18 protein-coding genes are annotated in these 19343 nt (G+C 63.6%); 1 reads left to right on the top strand and 17 read right to left on the bottom strand.

The window, feature by feature from the left end; translation table 11 throughout:
- Window positions 1–13 precede the first annotated feature (13 nt).
- The 5 genes from hisD to FJ964_RS07290 all read right to left on the bottom strand — a co-directional run bounded on the left by hisD (window position 14) and on the right by FJ964_RS07290 (window position 6242).
- Window positions 14–1303 (bottom strand): histidinol dehydrogenase, encoded by a 1290-nt coding sequence (gene hisD, locus FJ964_RS07310; protein ID WP_140549761.1) that lies wholly within the window; start codon window positions 1301–1303, stop codon window positions 14–16.
- Between the two features lie 65 nt (window positions 1304–1368).
- On the bottom strand, window positions 1369–2589 hold the full coding sequence (locus FJ964_RS07305; RefSeq protein WP_140549760.1) for a sugar ABC transporter substrate-binding protein: 1221 nt from the start codon (window positions 2587–2589) through the stop codon (window positions 1369–1371).
- Window positions 2590–2692: 103 nt separating this feature from the next.
- Window positions 2693–3721: an ABC transporter permease gene (locus tag FJ964_RS07300; protein WP_181172389.1), complete on the bottom strand. Its 1029-nt coding sequence runs from the start codon at window positions 3719–3721 to the stop codon at window positions 2693–2695.
- Window positions 3718–4710, bottom strand: a complete 993-nt coding sequence (locus tag FJ964_RS07295) for an ABC transporter permease (RefSeq protein WP_140549758.1) — start codon at window positions 4708–4710, stop codon at window positions 3718–3720. The genes FJ964_RS07300 and FJ964_RS07295 overlap by 4 nt, the downstream gene beginning before the upstream one ends.
- Window positions 4707–6242 carry a sugar ABC transporter ATP-binding protein gene (locus tag FJ964_RS07290; RefSeq protein ID WP_140549757.1) on the bottom strand — a complete coding sequence of 512 codons (1536 nt, stop codon included), beginning with the start codon at window positions 6240–6242 and terminating at the stop codon, window positions 4707–4709. Before FJ964_RS07290 ends, FJ964_RS07295 begins: the two co-directional genes overlap by 4 nt.
- 632 nt (window positions 6243–6874) lie before the next feature.
- Between FJ964_RS07290 and FJ964_RS07280 the strand changes: the two genes are divergently transcribed.
- Window positions 6875–7312, top strand: a complete 438-nt coding sequence (locus FJ964_RS07280; RefSeq protein WP_140549755.1) for a GFA family protein — start codon at window positions 6875–6877, stop codon at window positions 7310–7312.
- A 38-nt stretch (window positions 7313–7350) separates the two neighbouring features.
- Here FJ964_RS07280 and FJ964_RS07275 read toward each other — a convergent pair whose 3' ends face one another.
- From FJ964_RS07275 to FJ964_RS07220, 12 genes are read right to left on the bottom strand one after another with little or no spacing between them, the layout of a single operon-like run.
- Window positions 7351–7605 (bottom strand): cytochrome C oxidase subunit IV family protein, encoded by a 255-nt coding sequence (locus FJ964_RS07275; protein WP_140522223.1) that lies wholly within the window; start codon window positions 7603–7605, stop codon window positions 7351–7353.
- Window positions 7606–7610: 5 nt separating this feature from the next.
- On the bottom strand, window positions 7611–8252 hold the full coding sequence (locus tag FJ964_RS07270) for a cytochrome c oxidase subunit 3 (protein ID WP_140549754.1): 642 nt from the start codon (window positions 8250–8252) through the stop codon (window positions 7611–7613).
- On the bottom strand, window positions 8249–9892 hold the full coding sequence (gene ctaD / locus FJ964_RS07265; RefSeq protein WP_140549753.1) for a cytochrome c oxidase subunit I: 1644 nt from the start codon (window positions 9890–9892) through the stop codon (window positions 8249–8251). Before ctaD ends, FJ964_RS07270 begins: the two co-directional genes overlap by 4 nt.
- Entirely contained in the window at window positions 9889–10848 is a 960-nt protein-coding gene (gene coxB / locus FJ964_RS07260) for a cytochrome c oxidase subunit II (protein WP_140549752.1), read from the bottom strand. The genes ctaD and coxB overlap by 4 nt, the downstream gene beginning before the upstream one ends.
- Entirely contained in the window at window positions 10845–11597 is a 753-nt protein-coding gene (locus tag FJ964_RS07255) for an SCO family protein (protein ID WP_140549751.1), read from the bottom strand. The genes coxB and FJ964_RS07255 overlap by 4 nt, the downstream gene beginning before the upstream one ends.
- The gene (locus FJ964_RS07250) at window positions 11594–12094 is read right to left on the bottom strand and encodes a hypothetical protein (RefSeq protein WP_140549750.1); all 501 of its coding nucleotides are present in this window, start codon (window positions 12092–12094) and stop codon (window positions 11594–11596) included. Before FJ964_RS07250 ends, FJ964_RS07255 begins: the two co-directional genes overlap by 4 nt.
- The gene (locus tag FJ964_RS07245; RefSeq protein WP_140549749.1) at window positions 12087–13223 is read right to left on the bottom strand and encodes a hypothetical protein; all 1137 of its coding nucleotides are present in this window, start codon (window positions 13221–13223) and stop codon (window positions 12087–12089) included. The genes FJ964_RS07250 and FJ964_RS07245 overlap by 8 nt, the downstream gene beginning before the upstream one ends.
- Entirely contained in the window at window positions 13220–13756 is a 537-nt protein-coding gene (locus FJ964_RS07240; RefSeq protein ID WP_140549748.1) for a cytochrome c, read from the bottom strand. The genes FJ964_RS07245 and FJ964_RS07240 overlap by 4 nt, the downstream gene beginning before the upstream one ends.
- Window positions 13753–14280 (bottom strand): DUF3341 domain-containing protein, encoded by a 528-nt coding sequence (locus FJ964_RS07235; RefSeq protein WP_140549747.1) that lies wholly within the window; start codon window positions 14278–14280, stop codon window positions 13753–13755. The genes FJ964_RS07240 and FJ964_RS07235 overlap by 4 nt, the downstream gene beginning before the upstream one ends.
- Entirely contained in the window at window positions 14277–15650 is a 1374-nt protein-coding gene (gene nrfD, locus FJ964_RS07230; RefSeq protein ID WP_140549746.1) for an NrfD/PsrC family molybdoenzyme membrane anchor subunit, read from the bottom strand. Before nrfD ends, FJ964_RS07235 begins: the two co-directional genes overlap by 4 nt.
- The gene (locus tag FJ964_RS07225; RefSeq protein WP_140549745.1) at window positions 15643–18618 is read right to left on the bottom strand and encodes a TAT-variant-translocated molybdopterin oxidoreductase; all 2976 of its coding nucleotides are present in this window, start codon (window positions 18616–18618) and stop codon (window positions 15643–15645) included. The genes nrfD and FJ964_RS07225 overlap by 8 nt, the downstream gene beginning before the upstream one ends.
- Window positions 18602–19120 (bottom strand): cytochrome c3 family protein, encoded by a 519-nt coding sequence (locus FJ964_RS07220; protein WP_224713178.1) that lies wholly within the window; start codon window positions 19118–19120, stop codon window positions 18602–18604. The genes FJ964_RS07225 and FJ964_RS07220 overlap by 17 nt, the downstream gene beginning before the upstream one ends.
- Window positions 19121–19343 lie beyond the last annotated feature (223 nt).

Below are 19343 nucleotides of genomic sequence, written 5' to 3'. Positions count from 1 at the left end.
TTGGCGCGCTGGCTTAGGCCTGGTTGCGACCTCCATAGCGGCGGACCCGGATGTTTGCCTGCTCGGCATGCCCATAGAACCCCTCGAGGACACACAGGCGCGAACAGTACTCGCCTATCATGGCGCTCGCTTCGTCGGTCAGGACGCGCTGATAGGTGCAGGTCTTGATAAACTTGCCAACCCACAAACCGCCTGTGTAGCGGGCCGCCTTCTTGGTGGGCAGCGTATGGTTGGTGCCGATGACCTTGTCGCCATAGGCAACATTCGTGCGCGGTCCCAAAAACAGAGCGCCGTAATTGCGCATGTTGTCGAGGAAGTAGTCGGGATCGCGCGTCATGACCTGGACGTGCTCGGATGCGATCCGGTCGGCCTCCGCGACCATCTCCTCATAGGAAGCGCAGACAATCACTTCGCCATAATCCGCCCATGCCTTGGCGGCGATCTCGGCGGTCGGCAGGATCTTCAGCTGCCGCTCGATCTCGGCCAGGGTGTCGCGCGCGAGCTTCTCCGAGTTTGTCAAAAGCACGGCGGGACTGGTTGGCCCGTGCTCGGCCTGGCCGAGCAGATCGGTCGCGCAGATCTCACCGTCGACACTGTCGTCGGCTATGACCAGCGTCTCGGTCGGGCCGGCGAACAGGTCGATGCCGATGCGGCCGTACAATTGCCGCTTGGCTTCAGCGACGAAGGCATTGCCAGGACCGACGAGCATGTCGACGCGGCCGATGGTTTCGGTTCCGAGCGCCATGGCGCCGACGGCCTGCACACCGCCCAGAACGTAGATCTCGTCCGCGCCGGCCATGTGCATTGCGGCCACGATAGCCGGATGCGGACCGCCCTGGAACGGCGGCGCGCAGGCGATGATCTTCTTCACCCCGGCGACCTTGGCCGTCACCACGCTCATATGCGCGGAGGCGACCATCGGGTATTTCCCGCCAGGCACGTAGCAGCCGACCGTTTCCACGGGGATGTTCTTGTGGCCGAGGACAACGCCGGGAAGCGTTTCCACTTCGAGGTCCTGGAGGCAGGCGCGCTGCTTCTCGGCGAAATTGCGAACCTGGGCCTGGGCGAAGCGAATATCCTCGATGTCGGTTGCCGACACCTTGGACATCGCCTGCTCGATCTCGCTGTCGCTGAGCCGGAAGCTTGGCGGCGACCATTTGTCGAAACGCTCCGACAACTCCCGGACAGCGGTATCGCCTCGCTTTTCTATGTCGGCAAGGATCGTTTCGACGGTCGTCCGGACGGCCGCATCGCTCTGGGCGACAGCTTCGGGATCCCTGCCCCGCTTCAGAAAAGTCGGCATATTCTCATCCTTATGTTGAGTCAGGTGGGCGGCAGGATGCCGTCCACCTGTTGCATTGCTGATCGTCAGGGTTTTACCGTCGGCTCGATCTTGGTGAGCTTGTATTCGTCGGCCGGAGCCTTGCACGACGAGCAGTTGATGCCGGGCGCATCGGGCGCCTGCTTCACGTCCGCGGGCAACGCCTGAATGGTCGCTCCTGGCGTTGGCTTGCCCTCGAGCGCCGACTGCAGCGACAGCTCCGGCAGCAAATCGGGATTGAAGACCTCGGTGACGAAGGAACTCGGGACCTTGTCGGACGGGAAAACATTGCACCCGTCGGCGAACGTATCGCCCTTGCAAGGTTTGACTTGATCCGCTGGCACCCATGGCAGCGGATACTCGATGTTCATCGGCTTCAGGTCGCGCTTCTTGGTCAGGATCTCCATCATCAGCTTGAAGGCATAGCCTGACGTAGCAGGCGGCGAACCGGCGGATACCCCCTTGAGACCCATGCCTTGCATCTTCGGGTCTGCCAGTCCGAGACGAAAACCATCCGAGTTCTCGCCGGTCATCGGAACCAGTTTGTTGCCCTTGTCGAGCAGCGCTTGTACGGCGCCGTATTCGCCCGCCTGAGCCCAGATGCCGTCGACGTCGGGATGCGCGGCGAGAGCCTTGGCTGTCTCCTGCTGTGTGGTGCGGTCATCCCAGTAGGAGTAGTATTCCGCGACGACCTTGATGCCGGGATACTGGTTGAAAATGTGCATCGCGCCGTCGGTGTGGCGCTTGTCCACCGAGTTGCCCGGGACGCCACGGCTCAGGAAGATCTTGCCCTTGCCTCCCAGGATATTGACCAAGGCCTGAGCGGTGTTCTCGCCGAAGCCTGCGGTGATATAGCTGACATTGTATGCGCAAGGCTCGGTCACCGTGGCGTCGTACATGAAGAAGAGCACGCCCTTCTGGCAGCCGCGATGGACCGTGCGGTTCAGCGCCGTCGAGGAGATCGGGAAGCTGATGATGCCGTCGGCGCCAGCCTGTATCATGCTTTCATAGGCCGAGATCTGAGCCTGGGGGTCGGTTCCCGAGATGACTTCCTTCAGCTCCACCGTCTTGTCGTAGGGCGGCGTCTGTGCCAACGCCTTGACGATGTTCGCAGCCTCCGACTGCCACGAATTGCCGCTGTAGCTCAGCGACAGATATATCTTGAACTTCTTGTCCTGCGCTTGGGCATGGTCGACAACCGTCCCAACGCCCATGGCGGTGGCAAGCGTCAGCGACGCGGCCAGTCCCAGTCTTTTTAACAGCCTCATTTCGATCAACCTCCCGTTGGAATTTGGCCCCTGCAGGTGCCGGACCAGAGCTTGTGAGAACGTTCTCACAATTGGACAAAACACATTTCACGCGCAGGCATGGTCACCTCCTCCGCGTCAGCATTCGATTTCCGAGATCGGCCAGAAATTCACCGCGCAGCACCAGCAGGGCGGCGACAATGATTGCGCCCTCTATGACGGTGCGCCATCCCTCGTTGAGGCCGATAGCGGAGATAACGGTGCCAAGTGTCGTCAGAAGAATTGCGCCGCCGACCGTCCCGATGAAAGTTCCGCTGCCGCCGAGGATCGAGGAGCCGCCGACGACGACGGCAGCGATGGAAGGCAGCATGTAACTGTCGCCCATCCTCAGCGTCGCCCCGTTCGAATAGCCCACCAGCATCATGCCGACGAACCCTGCGCAGGTGGCACTGATCGCATAGGGGACGAACTCGAGCCGATTGACAGCGATGCCGGCGATGAGGGCGGCGTTCCTGTTGGTGCCAAGGGCGTAGAGCCGGCGGCCGAGCGCAGTGAAGTTCTGCAAGAACCAGCCCAACAGGATGAAAGCGACGGTGAAGTAGATGACCAGCGGCACGCCGAGGAACCATTCCTTCATCAGCCACAGCAAGACGGACGGGGAACCCCCGCGCGGCGTCCCGCTGGTATAGCCGAGCGCCACCGACGCCACGACGATCGAGGTCGCCATGGTCATGATGAAGGGAGGAACTTTCAGCCAGACAATTCCCAGTCCGCTGATCGTGCCGACCAGCGCGCAAATGACCAGGATGGCCGGCAGCATGTACCAGATGCCGGCGTTGCCGTTACCAATCCAGGTCGTCGTCAACACGCCGCCGAGCGTGATGAGGGCGGGGACCGATAGGTCAAGCCCGCCGATCAGGATGACGAGCCCTTGCCCGAACGACAAGACGATCAAGAAGGACGCGAGGATAAGAACCGTCAGCACCTGATCCCAGGAACCCAGCGCCGGACTGATGAAGCGCGAGCACACCACAAGCACGATGCTCAGCCCAAACACCACAAGCGTATTGACCACCTCCCGATCGAGCCTTTGCCTGCCGCGCCGGTCGGAATTGGCCTCGAAACGCGTCGCGACGTCCTTATGCGCGTTCACCGGATCTCTTCCTTCTTGAGCAGGCGCGCCACGGCGCTGCCGAACACGATCGCAAGCACCAGCACGAAACCTTGGAATATGCCGGTGTAGAAGGACGAGACCCCACCCGAGAAAAGCACCTTCTGCAAAAGCATCAGCGTGCCGGCGCCCAGGATCGAGCCAACCAGGCTGCCCCGGCCGCCGCTCAACGGCGTGCCGCCGAGCGCCACCGCGGCAAAGGTGAGCATCAGGAATGGCGTGCCGGCTGTCGGATTTCCTGTCGCCGTCTGGGCGCTCAGCATGAAGCCGGCGACGCCATAGAGGATGCCGGCGCCGACAAAGGCCGTGATGCGTACCCCTGCCACGGGCACGCCGGAGAAGCGAGCCGACTGCTCGTCGGCTCCGATCGCATAGAGGCCGATTCCGGTATTGGTCCGCCTGAAGGCAAGCCAAAGCGAGATGGCGGCAACCAGAAACAGCCCGGCGATCGGGATGATGCCGAACAGGGTGTCGGTCAGCGTGTAGGTGACGAAGTCGGCAACCATACCGCCAGGCGCGTCCAGGATAACCAGCGCAAGCCCCTGGCAGACGATCATCGTGCCGAGTGTCGCCGCGATGGTCTGAAGCCCAAGCCTGGCCACGAGAATGCCGTTGATTGCACCGACGGCAGCACCGATCGCGCAGCACATCAGGAGGCTGGCTAGTGCACCGCCCGGACCGTCCAACGGATAGACCGCCATAAGCACATTGGTCAGCGAGACGACGCCCGCGACGGACAGGTCGAAGCCGCGGCTGATGACGACCAGCGTCTCGCCCGCTGCCGCGAGCGCCAATGGCGTCGAGTTGTTGACGAGGTCGGTGAAGGTGTAGACCGAAAGCGCATCCGGTTGCCAGAACGCGTAGAGCGCATAAAGCAGGACATAGATCATCGCCACGATGCCGGTGCCGCTGATGACAGCCCTCCATAACGCGGAGCGGCGGGGCGCGGGATTTGCCTGGACCGCGGTCATGCGGCCACTCCATTCACCGCGCCCGCAGCGTGGCCGATCAGCGCGCCGACGATAGTCGGCTCATCGATGGCATCGCCTTGATATTCGGCGAAGACGCGGCCGCCATAGAGCACCATGCAGCGATGCGCGAGATGGACGAGTTCCGGCAGTTCGGACGAGTAAAAGAGCACCGAGCCGCCCTCGGCGGCGAACTTCCGGATCGCCTCATAGATCGACTGCTTGGTTCCGACGTCAACTCCACGCGTCGGATCGAAAAGCAGTAGAGTGCGCGCGCCCGTCATCATGACGCGCGCCAGGAGCGCCTTCTGCTGGTTGCCACCGGAAAGCTCGTCGATCTTGAACTGTAGATAGCGCTCCTGCAGTTCGACCGCCTCAGCGGTTTTTTTCGCAATGCGACGCTCGCTGGCCGGCCAGACGACGCCGCCCTGCGCGATACGCGAAATGATAGGCAACACCATGTTGCTGGCGGTGCTGAGGCCGGCGAAAATCCCTTCTGACTTGCGGTCCTCCGGCAGGTAGGCAAGGCCGTTGCCGAAATGGAGCGCGGCGCCCGGGCTGGTGATCTGGGCGGGCACGCCGTCGATCTCGATGCCGCCGCTTTTCGCTTTGGAGAGGCCGATCATCGTCCTGAACAGGTCGCGCTGCCCCTGCCCCTCGAGCGCGGCGATGCCGACGATCTCACCTCGCCTGACATCAAACGACACGTCGCGCAAGATGCCGCCGGAGAGGCCCCGAACACTGAGCGCGACGGGCGCGGTGTCGGGGATGGAGGGCTGCGAGGCGGTCGTCTCACGCGCGCTGCGGCCGACCATCATCTCGAAAATGTTCTCATCCGAAGCGCCGGACAACTCGACCGTGCCGATGCTGCGGCCATTGCGCAGGATGGTGGCGCGCGAACATAGGGTGCGCACCTCGCCGAGGCGGTGGGAAATGTAGAGGATGGCGGTCTGCAGGTTCTTCTGCCGGCGCACGAGCTCAAACAGCCATTCGACGTCCGCCAGCGCGGCCGTCGGCTCATCGAGGATCAGCAGCTTCGAGGCATGGGTGAAGGCGCGCACGATCTCAAGCCGCTGACGATCCGAAAGCGAAAGCACGCCGACCGGCGTGTCGGGATGAAAGTGGGAGAGACCGTAGTCGTTAAGAATCTTGCCAGCTGATGCCGTGGCGGTGCGGCGCGAGACGAGACCTAGCTTGCCCTTGGGCATTTTCGGCAGCACGAGATTCTCGGCGATGCTGAGATTCGGCAGCAGGCTGAGTTCCTGAAAGGCCGTCGCCACGCCCTGCGCCCGCGCATCGACGATGCCATGCGGCGCATAAGGCTTGCCGAAGATCGACATGGATCCGCCGTCAGGCGTCACGACGCCGCTGAGGATTTTCACGAGCGTCGACTTGCCGGCGCCGTTCTCGCCCAACAGCGCATGGACTTCGCCTGGCCGCAGATCAATGGAGACGGAATCGAGTGCGACTGTCGGTCCGTAGGATTTTGCAATGTTCGCGATGCGAACAGCCAGCCGGATCTCGTCGGTACCCATACCTCCTCCCGAAAGGTAAGTCCGCCACAGCGGTGAGAACGTTCTCTGAGAACGTTCTCACTAATCCACAGGCACCGCCTGTTTGTCAATTGTGAATCGTTCATTCTTTACCCTACGGACCAGGCTCCCGATCTCCGGGCGGCACTTTGTCGTCTTGGGAAGTGGCCGAGCCGGCGCCTTTTTTCCGGGGTTGGTCTGGGGTCGCACGCCGGGATGGATTCTGCCCATCGGACTGATGCGTTTTCTCATTCACCTCGCCTGAAGGGCGCGTCAGGCCTTGCCCGGACGCCGGCGGCTTGTTGCCTGCGGCGTCCTGGGAGAATGAATCGGCGGGATCGACGTCGCTCCTGGCAGGATATTTGGTGGCACCAGTTTCGCGGCGATTTTCGTGTCCAGTCATGGGCCGATCCTCCTTTGGCACAGTCATAACCTGGTTTCGACCGGCAGGTTCCAGCGGCTAAGCCGGAAGCGCGGATTTGAATCCGCCGCCGCCCCTATGGCCGGAAACCAATTTGGTGGCGTTGCGTTGACCCGCGGGATCAGATCCCCCAACAGCTTCGGAGAAAATCCATGCTCGACCGCAGCGGAAGCGCCGTCCTGACGACCGACAGTCTCTGATAACGAGCAGCAACATGGCTCGCATCGAGCGCGGACATTGTTTCTGCGGTGCCGTCACGGCGGTGATGGAAGGAGAGCCCTTCTGGATCTGCTTCGACCATGACGACGATTGCCGGCGGGCGATCGGCGGACCTATGACCATCTGGATCGGCTATCGTCCGCACCAGGTCGAACTGACCGCCGGGAAGCCGAAGACCTTTTCGAAGACGAAGGGGGTCGTTCGCTCCTTCTGCGCCGATTGCGGTACCTCGATCTTCTATGCCGACGAAGGCCTGCCTGACGAACTCTATGTCTCGATCGGCTTCATGGACGCGCCGGAGCGGTTTCCGCCACAGGCACAGGCCTATTGGGATATGCGCCTGCCATTCATCGAAATGGCCGACGGCTTGCCCCGCGTCGACGGCTACACGAGGCGCCGCGATCCAGCCCTGGGCAATCCGCGCGACCGTTGATGGCCCTTCAAACACAGAACCGCTCTACTAAGCCCAGGCTATTGCCCGATCAGGGTCAGGCCGAAGAGAATGGCCAGCCACAGGCCCACCGCAGCGACCGCAAGCCTGGGGAGGATGCCCTCGCCCGCAAGATGCATGAACAGCAGCGCGATCACCACTGTCTTGGCAGCCGCCGCGGCGAGGTTGATCGCGGAATTGAATCCGCCGAGGTCGACAAACGAAGAGCCGACGGTAAGCGCCAGCAAGGCGAGCAGCGCGAGATAGGCGAATGTGAGCTTGGCGAGGTCGCTCATCGTCGTCAGGTCCGGTTGATCAGATAGAGGACCGGGAACAGGAACACCCAGACGATGTCGACGAAATGCCAGTAGAGTCCGATCGCCTGCACGCGGCGCGCCCGGCTGGCCTGCGCGGTCCCCGGCCAGAGCAACAGCATGCCGGCGATCACCGCGATGCCGCCTATCAGATGCAGCGCGTGCAGCGATGTCATGGCGAAATAGAGCGCGAAGAAGAACTCGGCATGGGCCGGATCGGGGCCTGCGAAGCTGAATGGCGCGCCAAGCACCGCCGCCAGGCCCTCGCTGAATTCCTTGCCGTATTCGATCGCCTTGATCACCAGGAACATGCAGCCAAGCAGGCTCGTGGACATCAGGGCCCAGAAGGCGGGCCGCCAACGCCGCGCCACGGTGAACATATGGGCAAGTGCCATCGCGAAACTGCTGGTGATCAGAACCGCCGTATTCAGCGTGCCGAGTGGCAATGACAGATGTTGCGACGCCGCGGCGAATGCCGCACCATAGCTTAATCGGGCGTAGAGGAACACCAGCACGATCGCGCCAAACAGCATCGCCTCGGAGCCGATGAAAATCCACATGCCGAACGCATCGGCCGCCTTCTCGCGGGCCCGCGTGTCGAAGGCAATGCTTTCGGTCGGCCCGCTCATGAGGCTTCGTCCCTGTGCGGGCTGAACGTCTCGTGCCTCAGCCCTTTCATGGCATAGTCATAGGCCGGCCGCCTGACCACGGGCATGGTGTCGAAATTATGTGGGGGCGGCGGCGAAGCCGTCTGCCATTCAAGGCCGGTCGCGCCCCACGGGTTGGCCGGCGCCCGCGCGCCGCGAAACAGCGACCAGCCGAGATAGAGCAGTGGCATGAGGTAGCCGACGGCCAGCACGACGGCACCGGCGGAGGACAATACGTGCCAGAACTGAAACTCTGGCGGATAGGTGTGATAGCGCCGCGGCATGCCGAGAAAACCGAGCACGAATTGCGGAAAGAAAGTCAGGTTGAAGCCGAGGAAGGTCACGGTGGCGGCGATGCGGCCCCAGGTTTCGGAATAGACGCGGCCGGTGATCTTCGGCCACCAGAAATGCAACCCCGCCATATAGGCCGTCACCATGCCGCCGACCATGATGTAATGGAAATGCGCCACGACGAAATAGGTGTCATGAACGTGGACGTCGACGGCGAGAGCGGCCAGGAACAGGCCGGCCAGCCCCCCGAAAGTGAACAGCGCCAGGAAAAACAGCGCATAAAGCATGGGCGTCTCGAAAGTGATCTCGCCCTTGCGCAGCGTCAGGGTCCAGTTGAACACCTTTATCGCCGAGGGGATGGCGACGCAGAACGACAGGAACGAGAACACGATGCCGGCATAGGCCGACTGGCCTGATACGAACATATGGTGCCCCCAGACCAGGAAGCCGAACACGGCAATCGCCATCGACGACATTGCCACCGCCTTGTAGCCGAACAGCGGGCGCTTGCTGAAGCAGGGCAGCACTTCGGAAACAACGCCCATGCCGGGCAGGATCATGATGTAGACCGCGGGGTGCGAGTAGAACCAGAACAGATGCTGGAACAGCAGCGGGTCGCCGCCCAGAGCGGGATTGAAGATGCCGATACCGAAGGCACGCTCCAGCACGATCAGGATCAGCGAGGCGGCCAGCACCGGCGTCGCCAGCACCATGACCAGCGCGGTGGCATACATCGTCCAGACGAAGATCGGCAGCCTGAACCAGGTCAGCCCCGGCGCCCGCAGCGTGTGGACGGTGACGATGAAATTGATGCCGGTCATGATAGTCGAGAAGCCGACGATGAAGACGCCCAGCGCGGCCATCGATACGAAGCCGTTGGCATAGAGCGTCGAGAGCGGCGTGTAGAAGGTCCACCCCGTGTCGACCCCGCCGGCGAGCACCGCGGCCAGGGCAAAGGCGCTGCCGAAGATGAACACGTACCAGCTGGCGAGATTGAGCCGCGGAAAAGCGAGATCGCGCGCGCCGATCATCAGCGGCAGCAGGAAATTGCCGAGCGTCGCGGGGATCGACGGCACCAGGAAGAACCACACCATGATGATGCCATGCAGGGAAAACAGCCTGTTATAGACATCGTCCGACACCAGATCGCCCGCAGGCGACGCGAGTTCGATCCGCATCATCACGGCGAAGGCGCCGCCAAGAAAGAAGAATGCCGTCAGCGACATCAGGTAGAGCCAGGCGACGCGCTTGTGGTCGGTGGTCAGGAGCCAGGCGGCAGGTCCGGCCTCCCCATGCAGATAGCTCGAAGGCGCCAAGGCTTGCCTGCTCATTGGGTCGCCCCGCTTTCCCTGGTTGCTCGCGGTGACAGGGATTTCAGGTAAGCCAACAGCATCTGCAACTCCTGCTCGTCGACAAGACCGTCGAAACTCGGCATCACGGGCTCATATCCTGCGGCGATCTCCTTCTTCGGATTGAGGATGGAATCGCGCAGATAGCGTTCGTCGGCAATGACGGTCTGTTGATTGTCCAGGGCTACCGGCCGTCCGAAGACCCCGGCCAGATCCGGCGCCCTCACCTTGCTGGAATTGCCATGACAGCCGGAGCAGCCGAGCGCGCGGAAGAGTTTTTCGCCGTCAGCGGCAAGCGTTTCGCCCTGGCCCTGGTTGCCCAGCCACGCCGCATACTCTTGCGGCGGCATCACGGTCACCCAGCCGCCCATCTCCGAATGCTGGGTGCCGCAATATTGCGCGCAGAACAAATGATACCGTCCAGGCTCGCTGGCGATGAACCAGACATGCGTGGTGCGTCCCGGCACCGCGTCCTGCTTGACCCGGAAGGCAGGTACGAAGAATGAGTGGATCACGTCCTGTGATGCCAGCGACACGATCACCGCCTTGCCGACCGGCACATGCAGTTCGTTGATTTCACGCTGACCGCCGGGATGACGGAACTCCCACATCCATTGCTTGCCGAGGCCGGCGATCTCGAGCGCGTCGAGCGGTGGGTGCTCGCGGCGCAGGAACAGCACGGCTCCCCATCCGAAGATGGTGAAAGCGATCAGCAGGCTGGCGACTGTCCAGGTGACCTCGAGCGGCGTGCTGCGCGCACGCTCCCCCGTTCGCTCCACCTTGGAGCCGGCGCGATATTTGACGGCGTAGAAAACGACCAGGCTGGTCAGGAAGACGCCCAGCGCGACGGTGAAGGCAAGCAGCACGTAGAACAGCGCGTCGACACTGCTGGCAATCGAGGAGGCCTGCGGCGGCGTAAAGGGGATGCCGAACGTCAAATCGGCCTCCTTCGCGAAAGTACGAGGATGGTGACGCCAAGGCCAAGCAGCGTCGCCATGCCTGTCACTTTCACGACTGCCCAGATCGCTGGCGTGTACTGGCCCTTTGACGCGTCGAAGCCGGCACACAGCAGAAAGACGTGATCGGCGATGGAGCCAAGCCGCCCGGCCGACGCCTCGACCAGGGCAAGCCTGAGGTCCCTCGGCTCGAAACTCAGCGCCGGAAGGACTTGCGCGATCCGGCCCTGCGGCGTCAGCGCGATGACCGCGATCGGGTGGACATATTGCGAGATCCGGTCGCGCCGATCGAATGTGATCCCGGCCTCCGCGGCAAGGGCCGCGCCAGCGCCATCCTCGCTGGTCAGGAAGCGCCACGCGGACAACCCTGCCTGACCGGCGGAACGCCCGACCTCGGTTCGCACCGACGCCGCATCCGCGCTGGTCTCGGAAGCATCTATCGAGACGAAGAGAGCATGGTAGGTCGCAGGATCGAGGCCGGTCTTGTTCAGATCCGAGGCAACCGCCTGCTGGGTCACGCCGCAGAGGTTGGGGCATTTGTCGTAACCGAAGATGAGCAGCGCCGGCCGCCCGCCGAGGATGCCGGAAAGCGTCTGCCGACCGCCCGAAGCCTCGCGGAAGACCGTGTCGAGGCTGAGCTGCGCGCCGATCTGCGGGTCGAAAGCCGGCCGCGCGCACACGCCGGCGGTCATTGCAGCCAGGAGCACGAGCGGCAGGACCGAACGCCTCATGGCCTCGCCCCCGTGGCCGGTGCGGCCTGGTGCTGCGGCGTCGTGGCGTTTGGCTGCGCCGCGTCCGCATTGGCGCGGCAAATGCCGGCCTGCGGCGCACGCGGAACCTGGCCTTCGAGCAAGGCGCAGTCCTTACCGGCCGCAGCGGGCGCTCCCGCCCAGTCCGGCAGCCCCTGCGCGGCGACCAGCTTCATGGCGTCGTCGATCGGAATGCGCGCGATGCCGCCATTGCGGTCGACCCAGCCAAGCGTGTCGAGTTCACGGTCTTCCTGCTGACGGAACGCGGCAAGATCGGCCCCGGGAAAATGCTGCAAGGCGGGACCTGCGGCGCTGCCCTTCATCTGCGTGCCCGCAAGTGGCCAGAACGGGGCCGTATCGAAAATCAGTCTCAGCCCAAGCGCGGCGAGCGCCAGGAAGACAACCAGGCCGAGGCCAATGAGCACGAGCGCCCTCGGCCAGACATCGCGTGTTTCGGGATGACGCACGACCTTAGCCACGGGCCAGCCTCCCGCGCCAGACAGCGATGCGATCCGGCCTGGTCCAGACATAGACGAAGCATCCGCACCAGATGCCGCCTGCGCCGGCAATTGCCGCGAGATCCGGCCACGACACTCCTGCACCGAAGACGGACAAAGGCGGGCGGATGCGCCAGGCGACATCGGCGAAATGTCCGGTCAGCAGGAGCACGCCGAGCCCTATCAGGCCAACGCGGCTGCGCTTGACGGAGCGGTTCAGGAAACCGGCGAAGGGCAAGGCAAATTGCAGCGCGATCAGCAGCCAAAGCAGATACTGCCAGCCATTTCGACCACGAATGACATACCAATGGATTTCGTCGGGCAGGTCGCCGCCCCAGACGACCAGCCACTGCATGAATGCCATATAGGCCCAGATGAGCATGAAGCCGAACATCATGTTGGCGAGGTCTTCGCCGAGCGCCACGTCCTCCTCGCCACCCGGCGCCGACTTGATCGCGCGGCCCGCCGAAAGCACCGCCAGCGCCAGCCCGCACACGCCGACGACCTCGGCCGCCGCTTCGAGCATCGCATAGATGGTGGAGTAGAAATCCGGCTCTATCGACATCATCCAGTCGATGGCAAACACCGTCACAGCAAAGCCGTGCGCGACGAGCCCGATGGCGTAGCCGCCGCCAGGCCTGCTTGCAACCCTTTCCGAACCGGGCGCCGTCCAGCCAAGTACAAGCCAGGCCAGCGCCAGCCAGACGAGAGCACAGGCGATGAAACGAACGACGAAGAATGGCACGTTGAGATAGGTCAGTTTCTGGCGCGCCACTTCCGTCAGCGCCGGGTCGGCTCCTGCCCAGGGAAAGACCAGATCGGACCGCGCAAGCACCGGCAGCATCAACAGCAGCGCGACAGGCAAGGTCGCGACGGCCGCCCGCAGCGGCGGCCGCAACGCGTCGCCCCAGCGCCCGCCGGTCAGCCCGTGCACCATGAGCAGGGTCATTGCACCGAGCGGCAATCCGAGCAGGAATACCGCCGTCATCAGCCAGCCGGCCAGTGTCGCGCGCGGGGCGACGAACAGCCCGGCCGCGCACAGAGAGAGCCCCGCGGCAGCCGCTGCGAGCAGCAGGACGAGGTGGCCGTCGGGCCGGGCGGCGCGCTTCATCGTGCCGCCTCCGCATCGAGTTTCGCGCGAAGGGATTCGGGCAGCCTGCCGGCCGCAGCATGACGCGAATATTGCAGCGCCCGGATGTAGGCCACGATCGCCCAGCGGTCCCGCGGCTCGACACGCGCGGCATAGGGATACATCGCACCGTAGCCGTTTGTGATGACGTCGTAGAAATGCCGGTCCGGCGCCTTGCGAAGGGCATCCTGATGATAGGTCGGAGGCGGCGGGAAACCGCGCCTGACCACCATCCCGTGCCCGTCGCCGGTGCGGCCGTGGCAGGGAGAGCAGAATATATCGAAGCGTTGCTGCCCACGCTGAAGCAGCGCCATGGTGATCGGGTACGGGAATTTGTCCGGCGTCGCCGCCAGGTCGGCGTCGCGCGTCACCGTGCCTTCGACCGGTGTCCTCGCCGACATGCCATCGGCGAACTCTCTGCTGTTTTCGAGCGGATCGTAGCGAGGCTGGTCGGCCATGTCCTGCTTGCAGGCGCCGAGGAGCAGGCAAACCGGCAAAAGCAGCCGCGGGTTCATGTCGCCACCTCCTCGACCGTCTCGGCGCCAAGCCGTGTCAACTGCCCCTTAGTGACGCCCTTGCGGTATTTCGGGTCGGTGGCCTCGATCAGCAGGTAGAACTTGCCGCCGCGCGCGTAGGTAAAGCTCTGGGCGTTGAAGACGGGGTGATAGTATTGCGGCAGCCGGTTCGCGGCCAGCATGCCGAAGAAGCCGGCAAACACGCTGGCCAGGATCGCAACTTCAAAGGCGATGACCGTGAACGGCGGCCAGGAATGCAGCGGCCGGCCGCCGACATTGACCGGATAGTCGATCTCGACGGAATAAAAGATCAATGCATAGGCCAGCACGCCGCCGGCGACGCCACCGGCCAACATGACCCACGGCAACCGTGTCTTTCGCATGCCCAATATGTCTATCAGGCCATGCACCTCGAACGGCGAGAACGCATCCATATGCCGGTAGCCCTTGTCGCGCATCGTTTGCGCCGCCCTGGTCAGCGCATCCGGATCGGCGAAAGCCGCGATGACGCCATGGACGCTCATGCCGCGCGGCCTTTCTGCTCGGCCAGTTCCTCGACCTCGAAGATGGTGATCGCCGGCAGGATGCGGATGAACAGGAAGACAAGCGCGAAGAAGGTGCCGATCGATCCGAACAGGATGCCGAAATCGAGCCAGGTCAGCGACTGCTCGCCCCAGGACGACGGCAGGTAGTCGCGGCTCGGGCCGGTCACCACGATGATGTAGCGCTCAAGCCACATGCCGATGTTGATGACCAGCGCGATCGAAAACAGCAGCGGCATATTGGATCGCACGCGGCGAAACCAAAGCAGTTGCAGCACCGCGCAATTGCAGAAGAGCATGGTCCAGAACAGCGGTGCATAAGGGCCGACGGCGCGCTGGACCATCATCGCGCGCTCGTAAGGCTCACCCGAATACCAGGAGAAGAACGCTTCCGACGCATAGCCGTAGATGACGATCATGCCAGCCGCGATCATCAGTTTGGCGGCGTTGTCCATGTGGCGCGGCGTGATCAGGTCCTCCACAGCGAATGCCCAGCGCAAGGGAATGGCGATGGTCAGCACCATGGCGAAGCCGGAGAGGAGCGCGCCGGCGACGAAATAGGGCGGGAAGATCGTCGAATGGAAGCCCGGCGTGATGGCGAAGGTGAAATCGAGAGCGACGATCGAATGCACCGAGACGACCAGCGGTGTCGCGAGCGCCGCCATCAGGAAATAGACCGTCCGATAGCGCGCCCAATGATAGGCCGAGCCGCGCCAGCCAAGCGCCAGTATGCCGTAGAAAAGTTGCCCGGCGCGCGACTTCGCCCGGTCGCGCAGCACGCCGAGATCGGGCAGCAGTCCCGTGTACCAGAACAGCAGCGAGACGGTGGCGTAGGTGGAAATCGCGGCGAAGTCCCAGACCAGCGGGCTGCGCCATTGCGGCCAATGCATGTGGGTGTTGGGCAGGGGCAGCAGCCAATAGAAGAACCACGGCCGGCCAAGATGCAGGATCGGGTAAAGGCCGGCCATCGCCACGGCAAACAGCGTCATCGCTTCGGCGAAGCGGTTGATCGAGGCGCGCCAGGGCTGGCGCAGCAGCAGCAGCACCGCCGAGATCAGCGTGCCGGCATGGCCAATGCCGATCCACCACACGAAACTCGAGATCATCGTGCCCCAGACCACGGGAACGTTGACCCCATAGGCGCCGACGCCGACCGAGACCAGGTAGGTGATGGAGTAGAGGAACAGCAATACGAAGGCGAAGCAGACGAAGAACGCCGACCAGAAGAAACGCGGCAGCTTCCCTTGCAGGACCACCGCGCTGATACGGCCGCTGATCTCTGGAAAATCGTGACGCCCGCGCAGCACAGGTGTCACGCCTTTGCTCGTCCTGCGGGCGGCCACGTCAGCCATCGCCGCCCTCCGCGCCGGATGCCGCGGCGAGCCGGTCGTTCGGGTTGCTGACCTTGCCCAGATAGGTGGTGCGCGGCCTTGTGTTCAGTTCTTCCAGCAGCGCGTAATTGTGCGGCGAGGCCTTTTCCTGGACGACCTGCGAATCCTTCCTGTTGAGATCGCCGAAGGTGATGGCTTGTGTCGGGCACGCCTGCTGGCAGGCGGTGACGATTTCACCGTCCTCGATCTCCCGGTTCTCGATCTGGGCGCGGATCCGTTTTTGCGAAATGCGCTGTACGCAGTAGCTGCATTTTTCCATGACGCCGCGCGAACGCACGGTGACATCGGGATTGTGGACGGCCTGCTCCGGCCCCGCGCTGTCCTTGTCGAACTCCTGGTACTCCAGGAAATTGAACCGCCGAACCTTGTAGGGACAGTTCTGCGAGCAGTAGCGCGTGCCGATGCAGCGGTTATAAACCTGCGCGTTCAGCCCGTCATGCGTATGGATGGTCGCATTGACCGGACAGACCACCTCGCACGGCGCCTTCTCGCAATGCATGCACGGCACCGGCTGGAAGAAGGTGTCCGGATCGTCGACCCCGCCCGCATAGTAGCGGTCGATGCGCAGCCAGTGCATTTCGTGGCCGAGTGCCGCCTCGTCCGGCCCCACCGTCGCGATGTTGTTCTCAGCCTGACAGGCCGAAACGCAGGCCATGCAGCCGATGCAAGCCGACAGGTCGATCGACATGCCCCAGGCTTCCTGGTCGTAGTTCCAGTCGGGGTAGAGCGATTCCATGGGCGCTGGCGGCACGCCGTCGCGCACGAAATGGGGATTTGCCCTGAACGCATCGAGGGAGGCATGGCGGATGATCGCCCTGCCCTCCATCGCCTGATGATGCTGGGTCGTCACCACGCGCGCCGAACCGCCGCGTGGGGTCAGGACGACATTGTCGGCAAACCATGGCGCATCGCTGGTCCGGATCGCGAAGGCATCGTAGCCGCCAGCGAGTGCCGCCACCGAGCCGGCCTTGCGTCCAAAACCGAGCGACAGCGTCACCGTGTCGTCAGGCTGCCCCGGCGTGATCCAGACCGGTGCGTCCAGATCCTTGCCGCCTCGTGCCAGGTTGACCACCTGCCCGCTTTCGAGCCCCAGGCGCTGCGCGGTGGCTGGCGACACCAGCGCCGCATTGCCCCAGACGAGCTTGCTTAGCGGCCTGGGCAATTCCTGAAGCCAGGATGAATTGGCGTGGCGGCCGTCGCGAAGCCAGGGATCGGCGACGAAGCGAACCTCCAACCCTTTGGCGGCGGCATTGGGTGCCGAGCCATCGCTATCCGGCGGTGCCGAAACGACAGCGGGACCAGCAGCAGTGTTCGGCACGATGCCGTCGCGCAGCGCCTTGCGCCAGGCCACCTCGTCCATGGCGGCCCACGTCCGGCGCACCGCTGCCTGCGCATCGGCGCCGAATTCACCGCCCAGCGCGGCAAGCAACTGATGCAGGCTCTTGCCGCCGAACAGAGGCTCAATGAGCGGCTGCACGATCGAGACCGTACCGTCATAGGCCCGGATATCACTCCAGCTCTCCAACTCATGCGCGGCCGGAATATGCCATTGAGCCAGAAACGCGGTCTCATCGCGATAGAGCCCCCAATGAACAAGAAGCTTCAGGCTCGAAAAAGTTTTCCGCGCATCGATGTCCGATGGCGCCGTGTGCAAGGGATTGGCGCCAAGCACGACGGCCTTGTCGACTGAACCGTCCATGATGGCCCGGCAGAGCGCGGCAAGATCGCCATCGATCGGCATGGCATCAGGCGGCTCGATCAATTGCAGCGTGTTGCCAAGGGCGCCAAGCCTGGCATTCATCGCGAGGGCCAAGGCATGCACGGACGGTGCCTGGTGCGCCCCGGGCACCACGAGCGCGTTGCGGCCGGCGCCGCGCAGATCGTCGGCAAGCGCATTTGTCCATTCCGGACCGAGCGGCGATAAGCCGGCCGCCGCATTGTTGCCCTCGAGAGCGGCCTTGATTGCCGCCGCGACGCTTGCGACGGCGCTTGGCCTGACGGCGCGGCGATGGTCGGCGGCGGCACCCGTGATGGTCGGAGTCGCCTCGACGACATAGAGGCGGCTCATCGTGTCCGTCGATTTGCGCACCCGCCGCCGCTGCGCGAAATCACGAGCATAGGCCAGGCGCCCCGGGCCATCGCCCAGGAAATCGGCATCCAGGCTGACGATCACATCGGCGCGGTCGAAACGGTAGATCGCCGTCAACGGCCTGCCGAACAATGTACCCGTTGCCTGTTCACCGGAATTGGCGGCAAGCGGATCGTGGCGGAAGACACGAACTCTGGGATAGTGCGCCCTCAGCGCCGCGATCTGCACCTTCGTCGTCGGCGAGGTCGTCGCTTCGAGCAGCAGTGCCAGCCCTTGCCCGCCTGAAGCGAGGAATCCACCAGCCAATTCGGCGATCTCTTTCAGGAACTCGTCGTAACTCGCCGGCTCGCCCTTCCTGAGCGGCGTGCGAGACCGCTCGGGATCGAACAGCGACAACACCGCCGCCTGCATGACGGCATCGGTGGCGCCGCGCGATGCCGGATGATCCGGGTTGCCCTCGACCTTTGTCGGCCGGCCTTCATGGCTCTCGATCACGGCTCCGATGCCGTAGCCATCGCTGGAGAGGGCTGTCGCGTAGTAGAGCGGCCGGCCGGGGATGATATTCTCCGGCTGGCGGACATAAGGCACGATGCGCTCGGCCTCGCTGCAGGCGGTCAGCCCGGCCAGCGACAGCGATGCCCCCATCAGTTTCAAGACGGTACGCCGGTCGAAGCCAGGCTGAAGGCGATCGGCCATCGCGGGGAATTCCGCCTCCACAAAGCGCTGGAATTCCACCGTGTCAGCCAGTTCGTCCAGGCTTCGCCATGGCTCGCGCCCCGCCGCGGCGAGCCGCAATGCCGCAAGATCGAAAGCCGGGTTTCGGTCAACGGTGGCAGACATAGCAATCCGTCATCGTCTCGGGATGAATGTCGAGCACGCCGATCAGGGAACGCCGGATCTGCTCGATGTCGTCAGGCGGCTTCCAGTGCATCAGGAAAACGTCTTGCGGCGGGCGAAGGTTGGGACCTGGGTCGCGGTGGCAGCCAAGGCACCACTCCATCGACAACGAATGCGCCCGTCGCGTCAGCGGCATCTCGTCAACCGCGCCATGGCAGGTCTCGCAGGCGACGCCCTTGGCGATATGGATGGAGTGGTTGAAGTAAACGAAATCCGGCACCGCATTGACCCGCTGCCATTGCAGCGGCTGTCCCGAAGCGAGACTTGCGCGCACCGGCGCCAACATCTCGGCAGCGGTGAAGAGCTGCGAATGACAGGTCATGCACACTTCCGTTGCCGGCAGTCCCGCCGAGGCTGACGTCTCGACCCCGTTGTGGCAATAACGACAGTCCAGTCCGATATCGCCGACATGATGCTTGTGGCTGAAGGGAACGGCCTGGGCCACGGGTTGCCCCACGCCGGTAACGAACCCTGAACGCAAAAACGCCGTGCCGCCGACGGCCGCCAGAAGCGCGAAACAGCAAACACCCCACAGAAAAAAGCGGGCAATCCCATTGGCGTTGCTGGAAAAGACCTGCGGCATCCTCGCCGATTTTTCGCTTGGAACAAGCTTTTGGATCGAGCGCCTAACGGCGGCAAAGCGACAAAGGTTCCGTCAACGCGGAACG

Source organism: Mesorhizobium sp. B2-3-2 (assembly GCF_006442295.1).
Lineage (GTDB): Bacteria > Pseudomonadota > Alphaproteobacteria > Rhizobiales > Rhizobiaceae > Mesorhizobium.
Note: the sequence above shows the minus strand (reverse complement) of the source record. Positions and strands in the feature narration are given on the sequence as shown.

Coding starts and splice junctions, on each gene's coding strand:
- hisD (WP_140549761.1), bottom strand. CDS start 1,303: ATGCCGACTTTTCTGAAGCGGGGCAGGGATCCCGAAGCTGTCGCCCAG.
- FJ964_RS07305 (WP_140549760.1), bottom strand. CDS start 2,589: ATGAGGCTGTTAAAAAGACTGGGACTGGCCGCGTCGCTGACGCTTGCC.
- FJ964_RS07295 (WP_140549758.1), bottom strand. CDS start 4,710: ATGACCGCGGTCCAGGCAAATCCCGCGCCCCGCCGCTCCGCGTTATGG.
- FJ964_RS07290 (WP_140549757.1), bottom strand. CDS start 6,242: ATGGGTACCGACGAGATCCGGCTGGCTGTTCGCATCGCGAACATTGCA.
- FJ964_RS07280 (WP_140549755.1), top strand. CDS start 6,875: ATGGCTCGCATCGAGCGCGGACATTGTTTCTGCGGTGCCGTCACGGCG.
- FJ964_RS07275 (WP_140522223.1), bottom strand. CDS start 7,605: ATGAGCGACCTCGCCAAGCTCACATTCGCCTATCTCGCGCTGCTCGCC.
- FJ964_RS07270 (WP_140549754.1), bottom strand. CDS start 8,252: ATGAGCGGGCCGACCGAAAGCATTGCCTTCGACACGCGGGCCCGCGAG.
- ctaD (WP_140549753.1), bottom strand. CDS start 9,892: ATGAGCAGGCAAGCCTTGGCGCCTTCGAGCTATCTGCATGGGGAGGCC.
- FJ964_RS07255 (WP_140549751.1), bottom strand. CDS start 11,597: ATGAGGCGTTCGGTCCTGCCGCTCGTGCTCCTGGCTGCAATGACCGCC.
- FJ964_RS07245 (WP_140549749.1), bottom strand. CDS start 13,223: ATGAAGCGCGCCGCCCGGCCCGACGGCCACCTCGTCCTGCTGCTCGCA.
- FJ964_RS07240 (WP_140549748.1), bottom strand. CDS start 13,756: ATGAACCCGCGGCTGCTTTTGCCGGTTTGCCTGCTCCTCGGCGCCTGC.
- FJ964_RS07235 (WP_140549747.1), bottom strand. CDS start 14,280: ATGAGCGTCCATGGCGTCATCGCGGCTTTCGCCGATCCGGATGCGCTG.
- nrfD (WP_140549746.1), bottom strand. CDS start 15,650: ATGGCTGACGTGGCCGCCCGCAGGACGAGCAAAGGCGTGACACCTGTG.
- FJ964_RS07225 (WP_140549745.1), bottom strand. CDS start 18,618: ATGTCTGCCACCGTTGACCGAAACCCGGCTTTCGATCTTGCGGCATTG.